This is a genomic window from Neptunicoccus cionae (assembly GCF_002860325.1).
GTDB classification, from domain to species: Bacteria; Pseudomonadota; Alphaproteobacteria; order Rhodobacterales; family Rhodobacteraceae; genus Amylibacter; species Amylibacter lutimaris.
This window is the reverse complement of record NZ_PKOJ01000001.1, coordinates 119,105-136,258: the sequence shown is the minus strand read 5'-3', so window position 1 is coordinate 136,258 and position 17,154 is coordinate 119,105. Positions and strand designations below refer to the sequence as shown.

Sequence of the window (17,154 nt, the reverse complement as noted above, 5' to 3'; positions counted from 1 at the left end):
GGGGCTATTCGGCAAAGCTCCGTGCTTGGGCAGGGGTCATGCCTGTCCAGTTATGGAACGCGCGGTAAAAGCTGTTGGGATCGCGAAACGCCAGCAGGTAGGAAATTTCTTCAATGCTGATGTTGTCCATACGCAGGTAGTGCAGCGAAAGTTCGGATCGGGTCGCGTCCAGCACTTTCTGAAAGCTGCTGCCCTCCCGTTGCAGGTGTCGCTGGAGGGACCGCTTGGAAAGATGCAGTTTTTGACAAGCCGCCTCGACCGAGGACTGTCCGCTTGGCAGCATTTCATATAACGCATCGCGCAGCCGGTCTGCGGTTGGGGTGTTGCCGGTTTGCGCTTCGAGCTTGCGTTTCAGATCGGTCTCAAACACGGCCCAGAGGTTCGGATTCTCTGTGACCAGCCGCCGTTCCGCATCATCGCGCGAAATCGTCAGGGACACTGTTTTGCCCCGTGTAAGCCTTATGCCAAGGTGGGTCTCAATGTCCTTCGCCTCTGGCGGCAGTTCCGGCAGGCTTGCCGACAGGGGCACCACATGTTCGGCTGTAGTTGTGCGGATCAATTCTACAAAAAAGACCAGATCCATCGCGCCAAGCACCGCTGGAAGGTCAAGTTCCGGTTCGGTGGAGGTAATGGTCAGCGTCAGGCGGGTTTCATCGGTATGAATGTCCAGCTGTATCGGTCCGATCAGCGGTTTGAAAATGGCAATTCGGTTCAGGCCTGCCTGCACCGTATGAGAGCAGGTGAAAGCCAGCACCACAGATCCGAAAATTCCGTGCGCCAGAGATTTTCCAAGAAATACCGAAAGGTCCGGTCTTCGATATTCTGCTGCGGCCGCATCCCAGAGGGCAAAAATCTGGTGGGGCAGCAGGCCCCGATCATCATGATCAAAGTAATCCGGAGGCAAACCGGCGCGCCGCAAAATTGACTTGGGATCAATTTTGAGCAGGGCACACATGGTCTGCATATCCTGTGCCACGTGATAGCGGGTGCGTTTGTTCATAGACATAATTGTATAGCGTCCGGCACGGTGTGAAACGGTTTCCCATCAATTTGGCACTGTTTGTTAGTAAACTGGCGCAATATGCAAGTAACATTTGCATCCGCAACGACTATATCTGTTAAATCGCAGACCGGAGAGGATACACCGTGAAACTAACCGTAAATGGCGCCGATTACGCGCTGGATGTTGAGCCGGAAATGCCGCTCTTGTGGGTCTTGCGGGACGAGCTTGGGATTACAGGGCCGAAATACGGCTGCGGGATTGCCCAATGCGGAGCCTGTACCGTCCATATTGACGGAATGGCGGTGCGGTCCTGTTCTGTCGAAGTTGGCGCTGTGGATGGTGAGGTGACAACCATTGAAGGGCTCGGCACGCCCGAAAGCTTGCATGCAGTGCAGGCGGCGTGGATTGAGCATCAAGTGGCCCAATGCGGTTATTGCCAGTCGGGACAGATCATGGCGGCGGCCTCCTTTCTTGAGATGAACAGCGAACCGACAGATGAAGATATCGACGCGGCCATGTCAGCCAACTTGTGCCGCTGCGGCACCTATCCGCGCATTCGTGCGGCGGTAAAAACGGCTGCGGCCAAACTGAACGGAGCCTGATCATGGGACGATTGAAAACTATCGGGCGGCGGGCGTTTCTTGTCGGCTCTGCTGCGGTCGTCGGGGGCGTTGCTTTCGGGTTTTACCTTTACAAAAAGCCGGTCGAAAACCCTTTGTTGGCTGATCTCGGTTCCGATGAAGCGGCGCTGACCCCTTATGTGAAGATTGATGCAGAGGGCGTAACCCTGATCACGCCACGTGCGGATAAGGGGCAGGGTGCCTATTCCGTGCAGGCGGCCATGATCGCTGAAGAACTGGATGCGGAACTGGACCAGATCAGGGTCGATCCGGGTGTGCCTAGCCCTGCTTACTGGAACAGGGCGCTTGCGGATGAAGCAGTACCGTTTGCTGCGACCGATCATGGGGCTATGGCCACAGCGGCACGCGGCACGGTTGGCGCTGTGATGAAGATCATGGGAATGCAAGTGACCGGCGGGTCCAGCACCGTTGCCGACGGATTTGAGAAGCTGCGAATTGCAGGGGCAGTAGCGCGAGAAACATTGAAAGCGGCGGCGGCGCAGAAAACCGGCGTGGCGGTGGCGCGTTTGCGCACGCAGGGCGGCGCGGTGATCCTGCCGGATGGCACGGAAATTCCATATCAGGAACTTGCGGCCGAAGCGTCGCGGATTGAACCGGTAACAGAGGTTGCCCTGCGCCAGCCAGAGCAGTGGCGGCTGATCGGCAAACCGATGTTGCGGGTGGATACGGTGGCGAAGTCCACCGGAACGCTCCACTATGGTATCGATGCAAAGCTGAACGGTATGGTTCACGCGGCTGTCGTTCTCAACCCCCGTCAGGGTGGGGTACTCAACAGCTATGACGCCAGCGCAGCAAAGGACATGCGTGGCGTGAAAAAGATCGTGCCTGTGACAGGCGGTGTCGGGGTGATTGCAGACAACACGTGGCGTGCGTTTCAGGCTGCCGCTGCTGTGGAATGCGAATGGGGTCCGGCGGTTTTTGCGCCCGAGATGGCCGATCATTGGGCAGAACTGGAGCAGGCTTTTGACACTGATCCGGACAGTCGGGGCCGAGATGAAGGAGATGTCGAAAATACGCTCGGCGAAACGCCTTTGACGGCAGAATACCGTGCGCCCTATCTGGCCCATGCGCCGCTGGAACCGATCAACGCGGTTGTGTTGATTAAAGACGGGCGGGTTGATGTCTGGACAGGGACGCAGGTGCCCCGTTTTACCCAGAACAACGTCGCCGCCATAGCTGGGGTGGAACCGGAGCAGGTGCATATTCATGCACAGATGATGGGCGGCAGTTTCGGCCATCGTCTGGAAGACGAAGTTGCGCGGCGCTGCGCCGAACTTGCAATGGAAATGAAGGGCGTACCGGTAAAGCTGACATTCTCTCGCGAGCAGGATTTCGGCCACGACTATCTGCGTCCCGCAGCTATTGCGCGGATGCGCGGCGCTGTGGCGGGTGGAACGGTGAAAACATTCGATCTTGACGTCAGCGCGCCCTCTGTTCTTACCTCGCAAATGGCAGAGCGGCAGGGGATGCCGATGCCCGGACCGGACAGCTCGATCTCGCAGGCTTTGTGGGACCAGCCTTACGGAATTGAGAACTATCGCGTCACGGCGCATCGGGCACAAAACATGGCGCCGGTCAGCTCGTGGCGTTCTGTCGGGGCATCGCAAAACGCCTTTTTCCACGAAGGTTTCCTGAGTGAACTGATCACAGCGGCAGGGGGTGACCAGTTGGAGCAGCGGATTGCACTGTGCACCGATGATGTATCGCGCAGGGTGCTGCAAACGGTTGGCGAGATGTCGGATTGGGGCCGTGATCTCGGGCCGGACCGCGGGCGCGGTGTGGCGTTTTGCATGTCCTTTGGGACGCCGGTGGCCGAGGTGGTAGAGGTTACAAACTCACCGGATGGTATCCGGATAGATAATGTTTTTGTGGCAACGGATGTGGGTCGTGTGATTGATCCGGTGAACTTTGAAAATCTGGTGCAGGGCGGCGTTGTCTTTGGTTTGGGGCACGCGATGAACTGCGAAATCACCATTTCCGATGGCGGGATCGAGCAGACGAATTTCCATGAATATGAAGGAATGCGTATGTATCAGTGTCCGCGCATCACCGTTAAGGCGTTGGAACGTAACAGCCATATTCGCGGGATCGGGGAACCGCCGGTGCCGCCTGCGGCACCTGCTCTGGCCTCTGCCATTTTCGATGCGACAGGGGTGCGTTTGCGCGAAATGCCGTTCAACAAGTTTGTGGATTTCGTATGAGACCGGTCTTGAACAAAGCGCTGTTGGTGGTTGCCTTAAGCTTGCCCGTACCTGCATTGGCCGAAATCGAAATTCCAACAGGTCCGGAGGTTGGAACTGTAACCCGTGAAGAAGGGCTGGAGGCATGGGAGCGAATGTTCGCAGTTGTTTCCCATCCCCGCTGCGCCAACTGCCATGTCGGACCGAGTGACCGGCCCATGTGGTCAGGTGAAAGTTACGGGCGTACCCGTCCTCATGGTATGAATATCCGCGCGGGCGAAAGCCGGATAGGGGCGGAAACCCTTCCCTGTGCAACCTGCCACCTTGGTGAAAACTCTGATGTGGCCCACAGTGCGCCTGCGGTGCCAGATGACTGGCGGCTTGCGCCGGTAGAGGCTAACTGGTTCGGTCAGTCGGCACAGACCATCTGCAACCAGCTCCGCGATCCTGAATTAAACGGGGATCGTCACTATACCGAAATCGCAGAGCATCTGGGACATGATGTGATCTTGCATTGGGCTTGGAAGCCTGGGGGAAACCGTGAACCGGCGCCCGGAACCCTAGAGGCCCATATCGAGGATATTCTGGTATGGGGCGCTGCTGGCATGCCTTGTCCCGGATAGGGCGAGGTCAGGCCTTCAGGACTTTTTGGCTTTGGTGCCGGCCTGCATACCGTATAGAAACGCTTCGACGATCGCGGGACCGTCGGCGGGCGGGGGGCGTTTGTTCACATGGACAGGGGGATGTTCGTCTGCTGGCAGGGGTTTTTCGCCCGCTGCTGCGATACCAACGATAAGAAGGCCGATACCGAAGTAGGCTGTTCCAATGACAGTGGCAGCAAACACCGCGCCGTAGACCAGTGACAAGTGCAACCAGAGGCTGACCGTCAGGAAAGCCAGACCGACGAGCATCAGAATTGCGCCGCCACACATCAAACCAGCCCGTCGGGCGGTGCGTGCGGCGGCGTGTTTGAGTTGGGACAGCATGTTACCGGCGCGCGTTCAGCATGCCTACAAGGAAGCCGAGACCTGCAGCAATACCAAGCGCAGTCGCCGGTTGCGACTTGACGAAGTCATTGGCCTGTTCGTGCACCTCTTTCGCACGGCTTGTCACAGCTTCAGCAGCCTGTGCGCCTTTTTCACGCGCCATTTCAACGCGATCCGTCGCGGCCTCTTTCAGTTCTGAACTTTTGGCTTTGCCAAGATCGTTAATCGTTCCGGTCAACGCGCTCAGATCTTTGCGCAGGGTTTCAATTTGTGCGCTCAGATCGGCCACCGTCGCGTCTTTGCCTGAACCGTTTGCAGATGTACGTGCCATATCTGAACTCCTTTAAATAAACAGCATTCACCGTAGAAACGTTTCTGGCTGCGCTTTGGTTCCACGGTTGGGAAAATAAATTTTCGGGAACTTCTCAGACTGCGACGTGTTGACTCAGCATGAGAGCGCCAATCCCGGCGCAGTGATTAAAACTGGAAGGACTAAATTATGTTGTATTGGGCTGTAATCTTCTTCGTTGTCGCGATCGTTGCGGCGTTGTTTGGATTTGGCGGGATCGCTTCAGCTTCGGCTGGTATCGCGCAGTTGCTGTTCTTTGTTTTCGTAGCGCTGTTCGTGCTGATGCTGGTGGTGCGTGCCATGCGTGGCGCATCGCGGTAACGCACTAAACCTCACTTGAATTGAACTACGGCCTCTGTGTTCGCAGAGGCCGTTTCTACTGAAGAAAGGATCAAAATCATGACCTCCCCATTGAACGTTGTTCCCTCTGAACATGAAGTAAACTCCGGCGTGCGTAACGCTGACGCGATTGCGCAAGGTCTGAGCGATGTGCTTGCCGACACGTACCGGCTGATGTTCAAAACCCACGCCTACCACTGGAATGTTGAAGGCCCTTTGTTCTTCTCGCTGCATAAGTTGACGGAAGAACAGTATCAGAACCTTTTCGAGGCAGCCGACGTGCTGGCCGAACGAATTCGCGCCCTGGGCCAGCTTGCCCCGTCGAACCTGTCTACCATTATATCCGATTCCCGGATCAAGGATCTGGAAGGACAGCCTTCTGCCGGTGAGATGGTCGAGGATCTCGCCAAAGACCATGAAACCGTTTCCCATCGGTTACATGCACTGACCAAGCTGGCGGGAGATCACGGTGATCCGGTTACAGAAGACCTCGCCACCGCGCGTGCTGCTTTTCATGAACAGGCAGTCTGGATGTTGAAAGCGATCACCGCAAAATAATCCGGTCCGCAAACGAAAACCGCCCGCTGTACAGACAGCGGGCGGTTTTTTTGTGAAGAAGGGAAAAAATCAGACTTTCAAAGTCTCGGTCGAGGCAAAGAACATCGCCTGGCTTACAGCAGACTGGACCTGCTCTTCCTTGTAAGGTTTCGAGATCAGGAACGCAGGTTCCGGACGGTCACCTGTCAGCAAACGCTCCGGGAAGGCGGTGATGAAAATCACCGGTGTATCGCCGAGATCTTTCATAAGGTCGTTTACCGCATCAATCCCCGAAGAATTATCCGCAAGCTGGATGTCGGCAAGGATCAGATCGGGTTTCTTTTTGTTGCCAAGTTCTACAGCAGCGGTTCGGGTGCGGGCGATGCCGGTAACTTTATGACCGAGGTCGGTGACAATGGCGCTAATGTCCGCGGCAATGATCGGTTCGTCCTCGATAATCATGATATTTCCGGAAATGCTGTCTTCCATATCCTTGCGGGCTGTGGTGATCAGATGACGTACATCATCGCGGGAGACTTCCATGATCAGGGCAATTTCCTGGATCGAGAATTCTTCAACCGTGGAAAGAAGCAGCGCTTCGCGGGTGTTGGCGCCAAGAGCAGCAAGGTGTTTGAATGCGGGGCCAAGTTCTCCGGCGTCTTCCCGATTGATCGGTGCGCCAGTGCTTGCCCAGATCGCGTGGAAGCATTTGAAAAGTCCTCCCTTGACGGACAACGTATTGTCGAAGATCGACCGGTCCTGCAAAATTGCTTCCAGCGTCGCAACTGCATACTGGTCGCCACTGCTTTGAGTTCCCGTCAATGCACGGGCGTAGCGGCGCAGGAACGGAAGCTCGCGGGCTACCTGATCGGAAAAATCTTCATTGGAGTGGGTGGTCGACATTTTTTTAGCCTTTTTTTCGTATTCCTTGGAACCAAACGCATACTTGCGCGTTTGGTTCCCTAGTGTGATAATATTTTTATGTAGAAGAAGCTATGGGCCTGATGAGTAGAAGCGACGACAAAGAAAAAGAGCGGGTAGCCACCTTAATAGACCAGAATCTGAAGACGATATACTCTGATCTGGTCCAAGAGGAACTTCCCGACAGATTTAAGGATCTTCTGGCGGTGTTGAAAGCACAAGATGCCAGCCAAAAGGACAGCCAATGATGTCCTCAGATCCGCGGAATGAGCTGGTAGAGCATCTGCCGGCCCTAAGGGCGTTCGCCCTGAGCTTGACCAGAAATTCTGCAACAGCGGATGATATGGTACAGGATGCCGTTGTTAAGGCGTGGACAAATATAGATAAATTCGAACCGGGGTCCAAGATGAGGGCCTGGCTGTTCACGATCCTTCGGAACACTTATTACTCTAGCTTGCGGAAATCCAATCGCGAAGTGGCGGACGTAGACGGTGCGTTTACCGAAGGGTTGTCGGTGAAACCCGACCATGACGGCCGCATGCAGATGAGCGATTTTAAAGAGGCGTTCGAGACCCTGCCTGATGAACAGCGCGAGGCGCTTATTCTGGTAGGCGCTTCCGGTTTCACTTATGAAGAAACAGCCTCCATGACTGGCGTCGCGGTTGGGACTGTGAAAAGTCGTGTGAACCGTGGACGGGAGAAATTGACCGAATTGTTAAATCTTTCAGAGGGCGATCCCATGGAACTGACCGACTCTGCGACGATGGCGGTGATTACAAGTTCCGCGCCGGTAAAGCGTTGAGCGAGACGATAGAGACAAACCTTAAATGGTATAAGAGTCTGCGAATCCGCCTCGTGCTGATGATGTCGCTGGCTCTTTTGCCAATCGGTTTGATCGCCCTGATCCAGACCAACTCTGTTTCCACCAAAGCGCGCCAGAATGAAGAGCTGGCGCTTCTGGCGTTAACAGAGCAAGCTGCCTTGCAAGAGCGACTGGTGATCCAGAGCGCCTTTGGCGCTGCGCGGGGCATGGGGGCGATGCTCTCGGACAGCTTTAACGACACAGAACAGTGCAATCGCGCCCTGTCCAAACTGGTAGCCAGTGTAAAAGGTTACAGCTTCGCCGAGGTAGTGGACCTGTCCGGGCGTAGCCTGTGTTCGTCTGACGATCTGTCCAAGCGCAAGTTTCCCGTTCCCGATTTTGCCAGTGTCGCAGAGGCTGGAAAACCTGCGGTTGTCACGAAACGCAGCCTTCAGGCAGAAGGCGCTTCTGCGGTTTTCATCATGCAGCCGTTCTACAGCCGTGACACACTCTCGGGATTTATTTCCATTACGGTGCCTCACAAGGCGCTGACCATTGAAACCGAAACTATCGCCAGTGGCCAGTTTTTCGATATTGTCACACTCAACCACAAGGGGGAACTTCTCTCCTCCCAGAATGACTGGCAAGTGGCCAAAAAGGCCTTACCCACCGGTTTTAACATCGACTGGCTCTCCTCCTTCGGACCGCGGGTGTTTCTGGCGCGCAGCAGTGACGGCGTCCCGCGTACATACACAGCCGTGCCGGTCGAAGGCGGCCAGATGTTTGTTGTAGGTATCTGGTCGTCTGACAGGGAAAGATCGGAACGTTTTTTACGTATCCTGTCGACTTCGATCTTCCCGATACTGATGTGGATTTTTTCACTGACTGTGGCTTTGATTACCATTCACCGGCTGCTGACCCGCCAGATCAATTCCATTGGCCAGCAAATGCTCGAATTCGCTCGGGACCGGACATCGGTGACAGACACAATTGCACGCGACATGCCAAACGAATTGCGCACCATTCAGGATTCCTACCTGTCGATGGCGGATTCGATCCTGCGTGAAGAAGCCAAAATGGAAGACGCGATGCGGCATCAGTCGGTGCTGACGAAAGAAGTGCACCATCGGGTCAAAAACAACCTGCAACTGATTTCCTCGATCCTGAATATGCAAATTCGTGCCGCGAAACATGACGAAACCAAACTGATGCTGCGCCGCATTCAGGACCGTGTACTCAGCCTCGCTACCATTCACCGCGACCTTTACCAAAGCGGTACAGGCGGGCAGGTGAACATGGGTGAACTGATCCGCGAAGTGATTGAAAAAACTGTCCAGATCGGTTCGGAAAAGAGCATGGATATCGATGTGAAGCTCGATGTGGAAGATGTGATGCTTTTCCCCGATCAGGCCGTTCCGATGTCGCTGCTGGTCGCAGAAGCCGCAACCAACGCAATGAAATACGTGGGCGCACCAGAGGGCCAGAAGCCCTGGATTTCTGTGGAACTCAAAAACCTTGATGAAGGGACAAAATGCTGCCTGGAGTTAAAGAATTCCACGGGCGCGGAACGGGATGTGGAAAGCACCGGTCTGGGAGCAAAACTTATCTCGGCTTTTGCAATCCAGCTGGATGCGGACATCGACATTACCGAGGAAGAAAACACGTACACCATGCTGGTGAATTTCGACATCGCCACATTCAAACCGGAATCCGCGGATTTCTAAGCACATTTCAGCACAAACGTGACTGCATAGACAAAAGAGTGGGAAAATGGTGCTGCTGGAGAGAATTGAACTCTCGACCTCTCCCTTACCAAGGGAGTGCTCTACCTCTGAGCTACAGCAGCATGCTGTGATTGGCGGGGTTTTAGCGGAAATTTTGGGGAACGCAAGGCCTAACTGGACGGGTTTGTCAGTCTGATGTACAGAGTGGCTATGGGCAAGACAGATGCAGAGAACCGGGAACAGCTTTCCCCCAAAGAACGCGCCGCCGCAGAGCGGGCAGAGCGGTTGCGCAAGCAATTGCGTGACAACCTGCAAAGGCGTAAGCAGCAGAGCCGTGCGCGCAAGGCAGACACGGCATCAGATAACAACGAATAGCGCAGAGGGCAGCGTAACATGGACAGCATTATCGTAACGGGCAACGGGCCTGTGAACGGAGAAATTCCCATCGCAGGCGCGAAAAATGCCTGTCTGACGCTTATGCCGGCAACCTTGCTGAGCGAGGAGCCGCTGACGCTGACCAATGCGCCGCGCCTGTCGGACATTAAAACGATGGCAGAGTTGTTGTCGTCTCTCGGGACGGAAGTTGCCGGTTTGCAGGACGGGACGGTACAGGCGCTCGGCACCAAGGAAATCAGCAACCACGTTGCCCATTACGATATCGTGCGCAAGATGCGGGCGTCCAATCTGGTCCTAGGCCCGATGCTGGCGCGGCTTGGCCATGCTGTTGTATCGCTGCCGGGCGGGTGTGCCATTGGGGCACGGCCGATGGACATTCATACCGATGCGCTGGAATTGATGGGTGCGCAGATTGAACTGAAAGACGGCTATCTTCACGCCAAAACCACCGGCGGGCTGAAAGGGGCTGTCATTCCGTTGCGTTTCGCCTCTGTCGGGGCAACCGAAAACGTTCTGATGGCGGCGACGCTGGCCAAAGGCACCACAGTGATTGAAAACGCAGCCAAAGAGCCGGAGATTGTCGATCTGGCCCAGTGTCTGCGCAAAATGGGTGCGCAGATTGATGGCGAGGGAACCAGCCGCATTGAAGTTCAAGGTGTCGACCGTTTGCATGGTGCGACCCATCCGGTTGTAACGGACCGGATCGAACTGGGGACCTATATGCTCGCCCCTGCGATTGCCGGTGGCAAGGTGGAACTTCTGGGCGGGCGTCGCGACTTGCTTGGCGCGTTCTGTGACAAGCTGGAAGAGGCGGATATTTCGGTTGAAGAGACTGACAAGGGGCTGAAGGTCAGAAACAAAGGCACGCGGGTCAAGTCCGTGGATGTGAAAACCGAAATCTTCCCCGGTTTTCCGACGGATCTGCAGGCACAGATGATGGCGCTTCTTTGTACAGCGGAAGGGACTTCGGTTCTGGAAGAAACCATTTTCGAAAACCGCTTTATGCACGCGCCGGAGCTGATCCGAATGGGCGCGAATATTGAGGTTCACGGCGGGGTGGCCACTGTTAAAGGTGTGGACCGTTTGAAAGGTGCGCCGGTGATGGCGACGGATTTGCGGGCGTCTGTTTCGATGATCCTTGCCGGGCTGGCGGCAGAGGGTGAAACCATTGTTAGCCGCGTATATCATCTGGACCGCGGGTATGAAAAAGTTGTGCGCAAATTCAGCGCGGTTGGTGCCAAGATTGAGCGAGTGAAAGCCTAATGGTTCAGGACGCAAAGTTCGAAGACGGAGCAGAGCAGCCGCTGCGATTGCGGGCTCTGGACGGGGAAGATCTGGTGGCTGTCTCTACCATGTTGCAGGATGCCGTGCTGCCGGTGTCTGAAATGGACTGGCAGTCAGGCCAGCGGCGGTTCGGCCTTCTGGCAAACCGGTTCCGTTGGGAAGACGCCGAAGCCGCCTCTGTTGCGCGGCGCAGTGTAGAGCGGGTTCAGGCGGTTCTGGTGGTGGACAGTGTGCTCAAAGTGCGCACCTCCAGTCTGGATATAACGGACAAGGATCAGGTGATTTCCCTGTTGTCACTGACCTTTGAACCTGCCGAAGACGGCGCAGGCACCATCCTGCTTACACTGGCGGGGGACGGCGCAATTGCATTGGATGTGGAATGTGTCGATGTCACTCTGAAAGACGTGACGCGCCCCTATGTTGCCCCCTCCGGCAAAACCCCTTCGCATCCTGCTTGAGCCTGAACGCGCGGAAGGGTATGAGCACGGCAGGAGAATTTGCCAATGCCCTTGTTTCTAGACACCACTTCCCCCGACTTCGACGCTGATTTCGATAATCTGCTGCATCTGAAACGCGATACAGAAGTGCAGGTGGATGCCGTTGTTGCGGATATTCTGGCTGATGTTCAGGCCCGTGGCGATGATGCCGTGATCGAATTGACGGCAAAATTCGACGGCATGGATTTGACCCCTGAAACGCTGGCCTTTTCCAAGGCGGAAATTGATGCAGCGATTGAAACCGTGCCTGCGGCGGAACGCGCGGCGCTGGAACTGGCCGCAGAACGGATACGCGCCTATCACGAAAAGCAATTGCCTGAGGATGCGTGGTGGCAGGACGATAGCGGCGCACATCTCGGATGGCGCTGGAGCGCGGTCGAGGCGGCGGGGCTCTATGTTCCGGGCGGTCTGGCGTCTTATCCGTCCAGTGTGCTGATGAACGCGATTCCGGCATCCGTGGCCGGAGTAGAGAATCTGGTGATTTGTGCGCCAACCCCCAATGGTGCGGTTAACCCGCTGGTACTGTTGGCGGCGCGTTTGTCCGGTGTGGAAACTGTCTACCGGATTGGCGGGGCGCAAGCGGTGGGCGCGATGGCCTATGGTACGCAGACAATCGCCAAGGTGGACAAGATCACCGGACCGGGAAATGCCTTCGTTGCGGCGGCCAAGCGGCGGGTTTTCGGGACTGTGGGCATTGATATGATCGCGGGGCCATCGGAAATTCTGGTGATTGCCGATAAGGACAACAATCCCGACTGGATCGCAATGGACCTGCTTTCACAGGCCGAACATGACGAAAGCGCGCAGTCGGTCCTGATCACAGACGATGCGGATTTTGCGCGGGCCGTTACAGCTTCGGTGGAGAAGGCGCTCGAAACGCTGGAACGCCGCGAGATTGCCGCGAAAAGCTGGGCTGACTACGGCGCGGTTATTGTGACCTCCGATCTGGATCAGGCGGCAAAACTGTCAGACCGGATCGCGCCGGAACATCTGGAACTCTGTGTTGCGGATGCCGCCGATTACAGCCGCAAAATCCGCCACGCAGGGGCAATTTTCATCGGGGCATGGACGCCCGAAGCAATCGGTGATTACGTGGGCGGGCCGAACCATGTGCTGCCAACCTCCCGCTCTGCACGGTTTTCCAGCGGCTTGTCCGTTCTGGATTTCATGAAGCGGACCACACTGGCGCAGATGACACCGGCAGCTTTGCGGGCCATCGGACCGGCGGCCGAGACACTGGCCACATCGGAAAGCCTGCAAGCCCACGGCCTGTCTGTGCGGGCGCGGCTGGATCAAATGAACGAGGACGACAATGGATGATCTTTCAAAGCTGATCCATATTGAACTGGACGACAGCGGCCTGCCAGCCCCCACCCCCGAGGTGGAGCGGGAGCGAAAGGTCGCGCTGTTCGATCTGATGGAAGAAAATGTCTTTGGTTTGGTATCGCGGAACGGCAAAGAGGTTCCGGATGGGCCCTACCAGCTTTTCCTGTCGATCAAGGACCGTCGCGTTGTATGCGATGTGCGGACGGAAGACGGGTCTCCGGCCTCGGAATTTCACCTGTCGGTTTCGCCCCTGAAGCAGGTGATCAAGGACTACTTCCAGATTTGCGAGAGCTATTTTGATGCGGTGAAGAAGCTGCCCCCTGCCCAGATCGAGGCGATCGACATGGGGCGGCGGGGTATTCACGATGAAGGGTCGCGCCAGTTGCTGGAGCGGCTGGAGGGTAAGATTCGCACCGATATGCCGACGGCACGGCGGTTGTTTACCCTGATCTGCGTCCTGCACATGCGCGGCTAACCCGACTATGGAGCTGACCCGTCCCTCTTCTGTCCTGTTTTGTTGTGACCACAACTCCATCCGGTCTCCGATGGCCGAAGGGTTGCTGAAACAGGCGGTCGGGACATCCATCTTCGTGCAGTCCGCAGGTGTGAAGGGTGACATGGAAATCGACGGGTTTGCCATTACGGTTTGCCGCGAGTTGGGTGTCGAACTTTCCCGCCACCGCACCCGTTCGTTTGATGATCTGATGGAATGGGGCGATGATCTGGACAGCTATGACTTGATCGTGGCGCTGTCTCCTGCGGCACAGCGGCGTGCCCTTGAATACACGCGGTATTACTCGCTCGAGGTGGAATACTGGCAGACCTTGGACCCGAGCGGTTTTGGCGACAGCCGCGCGGCCAAACTGGACCGCTACCGCGAGGTGCGGGACCAGATCGCAGAACGTATCCGTAAAAGATTCCCTAAAGATTAGCCGCGGATTTTACCTGCAAACCGTCAGGGTTTCTTGCGCAGAAAGGGCGAAATGTTCATAGCGCCCGGACTCTGGGCGCGCTGGCGGGTGCGCAGTACAGGTGTGTTTGTGGACCGCCCGCGGCTTTCACGCCAGACGATGTAGATGCCGCTCAGGATGATGAGTGACGTTCCGATCAGCGTTGCAGAGTCGAGAGTTTCGTTAAAGATCATGTAGCCGAAGATGGTTGCCCAGATGATTTGGGAATACTGCATCGGGGCCACCACAGCGGCTTCTCCGGCGCGGTAGGCGGCGATCAGGAAGAGCCCGGCGACGAACGCTGTTATGGCGATCAGGCCGACCAATCCCAGATGCGCTATCGGCATGGGTTCGTAAACGAAGGCGAGCGCAGCCCCCATGATCAGAAAGTTCAACGCCAGCGGATAGAGCATCAACACGACCGAGCGTTCCTGCCGCCCGATCCGACGCACGACCACAGAGGCAAAGGAAGAACTCAGCGCAGCCATAAGGCCCGCCAGATGCCCGAGTTCCAGCTCTGCACTGCCCGGTCGCAGAACCACCAGCACACCGCACAGCCCGAGGACAACGGCGCCCCAGCGGTGGATGCCCACTTTCTCGCCAAGGATCGGCACGGACAGCACCGTGATCAACAGAGGCATGGCAAAGAGCAGGGCATAGACCTGTGACAGCGGCAGGTTGGAAAACGCATAAAATACGCAAAGCGCGGCAAAGACAGAGGCAAGTGTGCGCGCAGCGACCCACCACGGATTGACCGGACGCAGGTTGCCCTCTGTCGGGTCGCGCATCAGCATGGCCGTGACCAGCGGAAAGGACATCAACGACGAGAAGAAGATCAACTGTACAGGAGAATAACTGCCCCCGAGGAATTTCACGATCAGGTCGTGTGTTGCAAAGAATGCAAATGCCAGTAGGGCAAAAAGGATGCTGCGCAGGGCCATTGATAGACTGCTTTGGTCAGGGTCTTGAAGTTGCGGGCATCTTTGACCATTCCGGCACCTTTGGCAAATCCAAACAGGTCCAATGGTGCGGGCAGGGCGGCAGCTGCTTCGTGCCGCCTTGCCGGTTGTTTAGGGTCTGTGCCGTTTAGAGGCTGGCTTGCAGCTCTGCGATGATGGCGTCTGTCATTTCCGAAGTGCTGACAGGTTTGCCGCCTTCCGCCTGCATCAGATCGCCGGTGCGGATGCCTTTGGCCAGAACTGTTTCAACGGCTTTTTCCAGACGGGTTGCTTCCTCGCCCAGATCGAAGGAATAGCGCAGCGCCATGGCCAGCGACAGGATGCAGGCACAAGGGTTTGCCTTGCTCTGGCCCATGATGTCTGGGGCGGAGCCGTGTACCGGTTCATACATGGCTTTGGGGCGGCCGTTTTCCATCGGTGCACCAAGGGATGCAGACGGCAGCATGCCAAGGGAACCTGTCAGCATGGCAGCACAGTCGGACAGAATGTCCCCGAACAGGTTGTCGGTGACGATCACATCAAACTGTTTTGGTGCGCGTACCAGCTGCATCGCGCCGTTGTCGGCATACATGTGGGACAGTTCCACATCTGCGTAATCGGCCCGATGGACGGCGGTGACGACTTCGCGCCACAGAATACCGCTTTCCATCACGTTGGCTTTTTCCATGGAACAGACTTTGTTGTTCCGCTTGCGGGCCAGTTCGAATGCGCTACGGGCAACACGGTCAATTTCCGCTTCGGTGTAGCGCTGGGTGTTGATGCCCACACGCTGGCCATTTTCTTCGAAGATGCCACGGGGCTCGCCAAAGTAGGAACCGGAGGTCAGTTCGCGCACGATCATAATGTCGAGGCCGGAAACGATGTCCCGCTTGAGCGAGGAAAAATCTGCCAGCGCGTCAAAACATTGTGCCGGACGCAGGTTGGCGAACAGGTCCATTTCCTTGCGCAGACGCAGCAGGCCCCGTTCGGGTTTTACAGAAAAGTCCAGATCGTCGTATTTCGGACCACCCACAGCACCCAGCAGAACCGCGTCCACTTCCTGTGCTTTGGCCATGGTTGCGTCGGTCAGCGGAGTGCCATGCGCATCATAGGCTGCACCGCCCACAAGATCCTCGCTCACGTCGAATTTCACATCGCGCTTGTCGCCGAACCACGCGATAATACGCTGTACTTCGGTCATAACTTCCTGCCCGATGCCGTCGCCCGGCAGGATCAACAGTGATGGAGTGTTCATTGTCCCATGTCCTTTTTAATAATCTCGCATTTTCCTAGGGTGCAGGGGGCGTAGGGTCAAGCCGAACGGCGCGGTAAAGCCTGTCCGGCGTGTGGATAAATTTCTGCTGCCCTGCTTACAGGCGTTCGGGGAGATGTTCGGTCAGAAAGTCGAACACCCGCCGGACCTTTGCAGACGTGCGCAGCGCGGAATGGGCGGTCAGCCAGACAGGCAGGGAAGGGATCGTCAGGTCCGGCAAAAGTTCGACAAGACCATAGTGTTCTGCCTGTCGTTTCTGGCAAGCGCCAAGCCCGACACCGGCCCGCAGCGATTCCAGATATGTGACCTGATCATCCACCCGAAAGGCGAAGTCCTCACGCTGCATCGGGATGCCAAGGGCGGCCATGCCACGTATCATCAGATCTGATCGGTCATAGCCCAACAGCACGTGGTCTGCGACGTCTTCAAACCGCTCTGGTGTGCCCATGCGGGCCAGATAGGGCGGGGCACCGTACAGACCGATACGAATTTCACCGATCTTGCGCGCGATCAGATCCTGTTGCGCCGGTTGCACCATACGCACAGCAATGTCCGCCTCCCGCAGCAGCAGGTTTTCGGTGCTGTTTGTGGCCACCAGTTCGATTTGCAATTCCGGTTCCTGCGACAGAAGCTGCGCAAGGAGTTCCGGCAGGATATAGGTCGCGACGATTTCCGAAGCGGTGATCCGTACCGTGCCGCGCACCTCTGCAGTGCGCCCTTCGGTGATCAGCGACATTTCTGCAGCGGCCTGTTGCATGGTGCGAGCGTGGTCCAGCAGCGCCTGACCTGTTGGTGTCAGCTCGTATCCTTTCACCGCTCTCTGGAACAGTGTCGCGCCCAACTGGGTTTGCAACTGGTCTATATGGCGGCCAATGGTCGGCTGGCTGCGCCCGCTTTCTCTGGCAGCAGCAGAGTAAGAACCGTTTTCTGCCACGGCGAGGAAGCTCTGGATCAGGGTCCAGTCAAAACTTTGCATGTTTATCCATTCATTATTGAATAGGAATTATA

At 56.5% G+C, this 17,154-nt stretch carries 21 protein-coding genes and 1 tRNA gene; 14 read left to right on the top strand and 8 right to left on the bottom strand.

What is annotated here, in order from left to right; all coding sequences use genetic code 11:
* Positions 1 to 4 precede the first annotated feature (4 nt).
* The gene (locus tag C0U40_RS00665; protein ID WP_101653839.1) at positions 5 to 1,006 is read right to left on the bottom strand and encodes an AraC family transcriptional regulator; all 1,002 of its coding nucleotides are present in this window, start codon (positions 1,004 to 1,006) and stop codon (positions 5 to 7) included.
* A gap of 140 nt (positions 1,007 to 1,146) precedes the next feature.
* Between C0U40_RS00665 and C0U40_RS00660 the strand changes: the two genes are divergently transcribed.
* The 3 genes from C0U40_RS00660 to C0U40_RS00650 are packed head-to-tail and all read left to right on the top strand — an operon-like array spanning position 1,147 to position 4,447.
* Positions 1,147 to 1,605, top strand: a complete 459-nt coding sequence (locus tag C0U40_RS00660; RefSeq protein ID WP_101653838.1) for a (2Fe-2S)-binding protein — start codon at positions 1,147 to 1,149, stop codon at positions 1,603 to 1,605.
* A gap of 2 nt (positions 1,606 to 1,607) precedes the next feature.
* On the top strand, positions 1,608 to 3,845 hold the full coding sequence (locus C0U40_RS00655; protein WP_101653837.1) for a xanthine dehydrogenase family protein molybdopterin-binding subunit: 2,238 nt from the start codon (positions 1,608 to 1,610) through the stop codon (positions 3,843 to 3,845).
* Positions 3,842 to 4,447, top strand: coding sequence for a hypothetical protein (locus C0U40_RS00650; protein ID WP_101653836.1), 606 nt, complete (start codon positions 3,842 to 3,844; stop codon positions 4,445 to 4,447). The genes C0U40_RS00655 and C0U40_RS00650 overlap by 4 nt, the downstream gene beginning before the upstream one ends.
* 15 nt (positions 4,448 to 4,462) lie before the next feature.
* Here C0U40_RS00650 and C0U40_RS00645 read toward each other — a convergent pair whose 3' ends face one another.
* Both C0U40_RS00645 and C0U40_RS00640 read right to left on the bottom strand, forming a co-directional pair.
* Complete coding sequence (locus C0U40_RS00645) at positions 4,463 to 4,810, bottom strand: phage holin family protein (protein WP_101653835.1); 348 nt, start codon at positions 4,808 to 4,810, stop codon at positions 4,463 to 4,465.
* 1 nt (position 4,811) lies between these two features.
* Positions 4,812 to 5,141 (bottom strand): DUF883 family protein, encoded by a 330-nt coding sequence (locus C0U40_RS00640; RefSeq protein ID WP_101653834.1) that lies wholly within the window; start codon positions 5,139 to 5,141, stop codon positions 4,812 to 4,814.
* A gap of 168 nt (positions 5,142 to 5,309) precedes the next feature.
* On the opposite strand from C0U40_RS00640, the gene C0U40_RS00635 reads away from it, so the two are divergent.
* Positions 5,310 to 5,480, top strand: coding sequence for a DUF1328 domain-containing protein (locus C0U40_RS00635; protein ID WP_101653833.1), 171 nt, complete (start codon positions 5,310 to 5,312; stop codon positions 5,478 to 5,480).
* A 78-nt stretch (positions 5,481 to 5,558) separates the two neighbouring features.
* Entirely contained in the window at positions 5,559 to 6,056 is a 498-nt protein-coding gene (locus C0U40_RS00630) for a Dps family protein (protein WP_101653832.1), read from the top strand.
* Between the two features lie 69 nt (positions 6,057 to 6,125).
* Here C0U40_RS00630 and C0U40_RS00625 read toward each other — a convergent pair whose 3' ends face one another.
* Positions 6,126 to 6,938: a response regulator gene (locus C0U40_RS00625; RefSeq protein WP_101653831.1), complete on the bottom strand. Its 813-nt coding sequence runs from the start codon at positions 6,936 to 6,938 to the stop codon at positions 6,126 to 6,128.
* A gap of 101 nt (positions 6,939 to 7,039) precedes the next feature.
* Here C0U40_RS00625 and C0U40_RS20140 point away from each other — a divergent pair, with 101 nt between their 5' ends.
* From C0U40_RS20140 to C0U40_RS00615, 3 genes are read left to right on the top strand one after another with little or no spacing between them, the layout of a single operon-like run.
* Positions 7,040 to 7,204 (top strand): NepR family anti-sigma factor, encoded by a 165-nt coding sequence (locus C0U40_RS20140; protein WP_286134717.1) that lies wholly within the window; start codon positions 7,040 to 7,042, stop codon positions 7,202 to 7,204.
* Entirely contained in the window at positions 7,201 to 7,758 is a 558-nt protein-coding gene (locus C0U40_RS00620; protein WP_101653830.1) for an RNA polymerase sigma factor, read from the top strand. Before C0U40_RS20140 ends, C0U40_RS00620 begins: the two co-directional genes overlap by 4 nt.
* Positions 7,755 to 9,482 (top strand): sensor histidine kinase, encoded by a 1,728-nt coding sequence (locus C0U40_RS00615; protein ID WP_145991871.1) that lies wholly within the window; start codon positions 7,755 to 7,757, stop codon positions 9,480 to 9,482. The genes C0U40_RS00620 and C0U40_RS00615 overlap by 4 nt, the downstream gene beginning before the upstream one ends.
* Positions 9,483 to 9,529: 47 nt before the next feature.
* Here the strand turns inward: C0U40_RS00615 and C0U40_RS00610 are convergent.
* A tRNA-Thr gene (locus C0U40_RS00610) sits at positions 9,530 to 9,604 on the bottom strand.
* Between the two features lie 88 nt (positions 9,605 to 9,692).
* On the opposite strand from C0U40_RS00610, the gene C0U40_RS20135 reads away from it, so the two are divergent.
* From C0U40_RS20135 to C0U40_RS00585, 6 genes are read left to right on the top strand one after another with little or no spacing between them, the layout of a single operon-like run.
* A complete protein-coding gene (locus tag C0U40_RS20135; RefSeq protein ID WP_180957579.1) occupies positions 9,693 to 9,857 on the top strand; it encodes a hypothetical protein in 165 nt (54 codons plus the stop codon).
* 18 nt (positions 9,858 to 9,875) lie between these two features.
* Entirely contained in the window at positions 9,876 to 11,141 is a 1,266-nt protein-coding gene (gene murA / locus C0U40_RS00605; protein ID WP_101653828.1) for a UDP-N-acetylglucosamine 1-carboxyvinyltransferase, read from the top strand.
* Positions 11,141 to 11,620: a DUF2948 family protein gene (locus C0U40_RS00600; protein WP_101653827.1), complete on the top strand. Its 480-nt coding sequence runs from the start codon at positions 11,141 to 11,143 to the stop codon at positions 11,618 to 11,620. Before murA ends, C0U40_RS00600 begins: the two co-directional genes overlap by 1 nt.
* 45 nt (positions 11,621 to 11,665) lie before the next feature.
* A complete protein-coding gene (gene hisD / locus C0U40_RS00595; protein WP_101653826.1) occupies positions 11,666 to 12,979 on the top strand; it encodes a histidinol dehydrogenase in 1,314 nt (437 codons plus the stop codon).
* A complete protein-coding gene (locus C0U40_RS00590; RefSeq protein ID WP_101653825.1) occupies positions 12,972 to 13,460 on the top strand; it encodes a UPF0262 family protein in 489 nt (162 codons plus the stop codon). Before hisD ends, C0U40_RS00590 begins: the two co-directional genes overlap by 8 nt.
* 7 nt (positions 13,461 to 13,467) lie before the next feature.
* Positions 13,468 to 13,917, top strand: a complete 450-nt coding sequence (locus C0U40_RS00585) for a low molecular weight phosphatase family protein (protein WP_101653824.1) — start codon at positions 13,468 to 13,470, stop codon at positions 13,915 to 13,917.
* 23 nt (positions 13,918 to 13,940) lie between these two features.
* Here the strand turns inward: C0U40_RS00585 and C0U40_RS00580 are convergent, their stop codons facing one another.
* From C0U40_RS00580 to C0U40_RS00570, 3 genes are all read right to left on the bottom strand, one after another.
* Positions 13,941 to 14,876, bottom strand: a complete 936-nt coding sequence (locus C0U40_RS00580; RefSeq protein WP_101653823.1) for a DMT family transporter — start codon at positions 14,874 to 14,876, stop codon at positions 13,941 to 13,943.
* A gap of 145 nt (positions 14,877 to 15,021) precedes the next feature.
* The gene (leuB, locus tag C0U40_RS00575; RefSeq protein ID WP_101653822.1) at positions 15,022 to 16,128 is read right to left on the bottom strand and encodes a 3-isopropylmalate dehydrogenase; all 1,107 of its coding nucleotides are present in this window, start codon (positions 16,126 to 16,128) and stop codon (positions 15,022 to 15,024) included.
* A gap of 115 nt (positions 16,129 to 16,243) precedes the next feature.
* Positions 16,244 to 17,122 (bottom strand): LysR family transcriptional regulator, encoded by an 879-nt coding sequence (locus C0U40_RS00570; RefSeq protein WP_101653821.1) that lies wholly within the window; start codon positions 17,120 to 17,122, stop codon positions 16,244 to 16,246.
* Between the last annotated feature and the right edge of the window lie 32 nt (positions 17,123 to 17,154).

Excerpts from the sequence above, each read along its gene's own strand:
- C0U40_RS00625 (WP_101653831.1), bottom strand. The coding sequence starts at position 6,938 with ATGTCGACCACCCACTCCAATGAAGATTTTTCCGATCAGGTAGCCCGC.
- hisD (WP_101653826.1), top strand. The coding sequence starts at position 11,666 with ATGCCCTTGTTTCTAGACACCACTTCCCCCGACTTCGACGCTGATTTC.
- C0U40_RS00635 (WP_101653833.1), top strand. The coding sequence starts at position 5,310 with ATGTTGTATTGGGCTGTAATCTTCTTCGTTGTCGCGATCGTTGCGGCG.
- C0U40_RS00655 (WP_101653837.1), top strand. The coding sequence starts at position 1,608 with ATGGGACGATTGAAAACTATCGGGCGGCGGGCGTTTCTTGTCGGCTCT.
- C0U40_RS00590 (WP_101653825.1), top strand. The coding sequence starts at position 12,972 with ATGGATGATCTTTCAAAGCTGATCCATATTGAACTGGACGACAGCGGC.
- C0U40_RS20140 (WP_286134717.1), top strand. The coding sequence starts at position 7,040 with ATGAGTAGAAGCGACGACAAAGAAAAAGAGCGGGTAGCCACCTTAATA.
- C0U40_RS20135 (WP_180957579.1), top strand. The coding sequence starts at position 9,693 with ATGGGCAAGACAGATGCAGAGAACCGGGAACAGCTTTCCCCCAAAGAA.
- C0U40_RS00665 (WP_101653839.1), bottom strand. The coding sequence starts at position 1,006 with ATGTCTATGAACAAACGCACCCGCTATCACGTGGCACAGGATATGCAG.
- C0U40_RS00645 (WP_101653835.1), bottom strand. The coding sequence starts at position 4,810 with ATGCTGTCCCAACTCAAACACGCCGCCGCACGCACCGCCCGACGGGCT.
- C0U40_RS00570 (WP_101653821.1), bottom strand. The coding sequence starts at position 17,122 with ATGCAAAGTTTTGACTGGACCCTGATCCAGAGCTTCCTCGCCGTGGCA.
- C0U40_RS00640 (WP_101653834.1), bottom strand. The coding sequence starts at position 5,141 with ATGGCACGTACATCTGCAAACGGTTCAGGCAAAGACGCGACGGTGGCC.
- C0U40_RS00600 (WP_101653827.1), top strand. The coding sequence starts at position 11,141 with ATGGTTCAGGACGCAAAGTTCGAAGACGGAGCAGAGCAGCCGCTGCGA.
- C0U40_RS00580 (WP_101653823.1), bottom strand. The coding sequence starts at position 14,876 with ATGGCCCTGCGCAGCATCCTTTTTGCCCTACTGGCATTTGCATTCTTT.
- C0U40_RS00650 (WP_101653836.1), top strand. The coding sequence starts at position 3,842 with ATGAGACCGGTCTTGAACAAAGCGCTGTTGGTGGTTGCCTTAAGCTTG.
- murA (WP_101653828.1), top strand. The coding sequence starts at position 9,876 with ATGGACAGCATTATCGTAACGGGCAACGGGCCTGTGAACGGAGAAATT.
- C0U40_RS00585 (WP_101653824.1), top strand. The coding sequence starts at position 13,468 with ATGGAGCTGACCCGTCCCTCTTCTGTCCTGTTTTGTTGTGACCACAAC.
- C0U40_RS00630 (WP_101653832.1), top strand. The coding sequence starts at position 5,559 with ATGACCTCCCCATTGAACGTTGTTCCCTCTGAACATGAAGTAAACTCC.
- C0U40_RS00620 (WP_101653830.1), top strand. The coding sequence starts at position 7,201 with ATGATGTCCTCAGATCCGCGGAATGAGCTGGTAGAGCATCTGCCGGCC.
- leuB (WP_101653822.1), bottom strand. The coding sequence starts at position 16,128 with ATGAACACTCCATCACTGTTGATCCTGCCGGGCGACGGCATCGGGCAG.